This is a genomic window from Oscillatoria sp. HE19RPO, assembly GCF_024220515.1.
Classification (GTDB): domain Bacteria; phylum Cyanobacteriota; class Cyanobacteriia; order Cyanobacteriales; family Laspinemataceae; genus Laspinema.
In genome coordinates this window covers 1-2,614 of record NZ_JAMXOT010000450.1, presented here as the reverse complement: position 1 = coordinate 2,614, position 2,614 = coordinate 1, and the positions used below count along the sequence as shown (strand labels likewise).

Below are 2,614 nucleotides of genomic sequence, written 5' to 3'. Positions count from 1 at the left end.
AAGAGAACGACTGAAGTCGTTACTACGAACTAGGACAAGAGAACGACTGAAGTCGTTACTACGAACTAGGACAAGAGAACGACTGAAGTCGTTACTACGAACTAGGACAAGAGAACGACTGAAGTCGTTACTACGAACTAAGAGAACGACTGAAGTCGTTACTACGAACATAAGAGAAAAGAACGCCTTCAGGCGTTACTACGAACTTGGAGACTATATTGAGTTGATGAATATGAAACCTGTGGAATCTACTATTGCGGCTAAATCTAGTAACTTTTTGGGTCAAAATCCGCATTTGAATGAGTTAAGCGAGTCGGAAGGGTTGCCGGGATTTGATGCTCAACATCCACCGGATCCGAAACTGATTGATACTTGTGTTCATTGTGGCTTTTGTTTGTCTACTTGTCCGAGTTATCGGGTGATTGGGAAGGAAATGGATTCGCCGCGAGGACGGATTTATTTGATGGATGCGATCGCCACTGGGGAAGCGCCTCTGGCAGAGGGAACCGTAGAGCATTTCGATACTTGTTTGGGATGTTTAGCTTGTGTCAGCACTTGTCCCTCGGGGGTACAATATGATAAATTGCTGGCGGCAACTCGTCCTCAAGTTGAGCGCAATTATGAACGGTCCCTAGGCGATCGCATAATTCGTAGTCTCATTTTTAACTTATTCCCCTATCCCAATCGCCTACGTCCTTTATTGGTTCCCCTTTATGTTTACCAAAAGTTAGGAATTCCCAAATTAGTGCGGCAAACGGGTTTATTAAAGAAACTCTCCCCGCGCTTGGCGGCGATGGAGTCAATTTTACCGAATATTACCCAGGAGTTTTTCAAGGGAAACTATCCCGATGTGATTCCGGCACAAGGAGAGAAACGGTATCGGGTGGGGATGTTACTCGGATGTGTACAGCGGTTATTTTTTAATCCGGTGAATGAGGCAACGGTGCGGGTTTTAACTGCCAATGGCTGTGAGGTGGTAATTCCCAAGGGACAGGGATGTTGTGCGGCGTTACCGGCACACCAGGGACAGGAAGAACAGGCACAGGCGATCGCCCGTCAAATGATTGATAGTTTTGAAGGCACTGAGGTTGATTTTATCATTATCAATGCCGCCGGATGTGGTCATACTCTCAAAGAATATGGGCACATTCTCCAGGATGACCCCAATTATCGCGACAAAGCACAAGCTTTTGCCAATCAGGTGAAAGATGTCCAAGAATTCCTGGCAATGGTGGGATTAACCGCTGAACTTTCTCCCTTAACGGAAGGAAAATTAACCGTAGTGTATCAGGATGCTTGTCATCTGTTACATGGTCAAAAAATTAGTCAGCAACCGCGCCAAATTCTTAAGCAAATTCCCGGAGTTGAACTGAAAGAACCCATTGATGCGGCGTTATGTTGTGGCAGTGCAGGGGTTTATAATATGCTGCAACCGGAGGTATCGGAAGAGTTGGGTCAGCAAAAAGTGCAGAATCTGCTCAATACCGGGGCTGAGTTAATTGCCTCTCCCAATCCCGGTTGTGCGTTGCAAATTCAAAAGCATTTGCAGCTAGAGGGGAAAGAGATCCCGTTGATGCACCCGATGGAATTATTAGATTTATCCATTCGAGGAGTGCGGTTGAAATAGGGGTGGAGGTGCGTCAGAATGTAGAGGTCCTGATGGTAGGAATAAATTAGATTCTGACGCACCTTTGGCGATTAAAAAACCAGCAACATCATTAATAGTAGACACATTTCGGCGCGGGTTGGGGAAATCGGTTTAAGTCAAGTCTTGAATGAGTCTTTCCAACTCGTTGCGGAGTTGGCGGGTATTGGGGTTGGCAGGTTCGATTTCCAGGGACTTATCAAAGGCGAGGAGGGCTTGTTGCAGCAGGGGAATGGCTTCGTTGGGATTGGGTTTTTCTCCAGCAAAGAGGATGAGGGACCCGCCAAAATTCAGCCAGCCACTGGCTTCGGTTCTCTCTCCCCAGTTGCCATCCCCGGTGAGTGCGCGGCGACAGGATTCTACGGCATCTTGATAGCGATCGAGTTGCAGGAGGGCGACACAGCGGTTAGTTAAGCCAAGGGAATAGTCCGGTTTGAGGGTAACCGCCCGATCGCAAGCGGCGATCGCCTCGTTGAAGCGCTGTTGCTCAACGAGATTGCTACATTCGTTCCCCCAGGCATTATAGGTATTTTTTGGGGCTTGGGCGATTTCAGCCGTGGCATTCACCGCCCCATCGGAGTTCAGTTCCGAATCAGCGGCAGTGGCAGCGAAGACAGGCATTTCCAGACAAAGACAGGCTGCTACCGTAAGGAGTCCAGATCCAAGGAGATGGGGTTTCATGGGTTAAGATTTGTGAACGGAGGAGTTTACTTTGACTATGAAACCACACCTGTTCCCAAAAATGTCAAGTTTAATGATAAAATTTTAATCCATTTTTCTCTGATTAGCGAAAGTTATAGAGGGGGGTTAACAACACTTATATAGCGAGCCTAAGGGAACTCCAAAAAATAAAACCTTCAAAAAACCCGCACCCTGAAGGGTGGGGCTACACGGACAAAGCGGTGCCTGCGCGGGCTAAAAGAGCCTTGTTAGGTGCGATCGCATCAAAGCAAGGATGATTTATTTGTT

2 protein-coding genes are annotated in these 2,614 nt (G+C 47.4%); one reads left to right on the top strand and one right to left on the bottom strand.

Annotation, left to right across the window (positions count from 1 at the left end; genetic code table 11):
* Positions 1-232 precede the first annotated feature (232 nt).
* The gene (locus NG833_RS29330) at positions 233-1,627 is read left to right on the top strand and encodes a (Fe-S)-binding protein (RefSeq protein WP_254568801.1); all 1,395 of its coding nucleotides are present in this window, start codon (positions 233-235) and stop codon (positions 1,625-1,627) included.
* 132 nt (positions 1,628-1,759) lie between these two features.
* Here NG833_RS29330 and NG833_RS29325 read toward each other — a convergent pair whose 3' ends face one another.
* A complete protein-coding gene (locus tag NG833_RS29325; protein ID WP_254568800.1) occupies positions 1,760-2,326 on the bottom strand; it encodes a tetratricopeptide repeat protein in 567 nt (188 codons plus the stop codon).
* Positions 2,327-2,614: the final 288 nt, after the last annotated feature.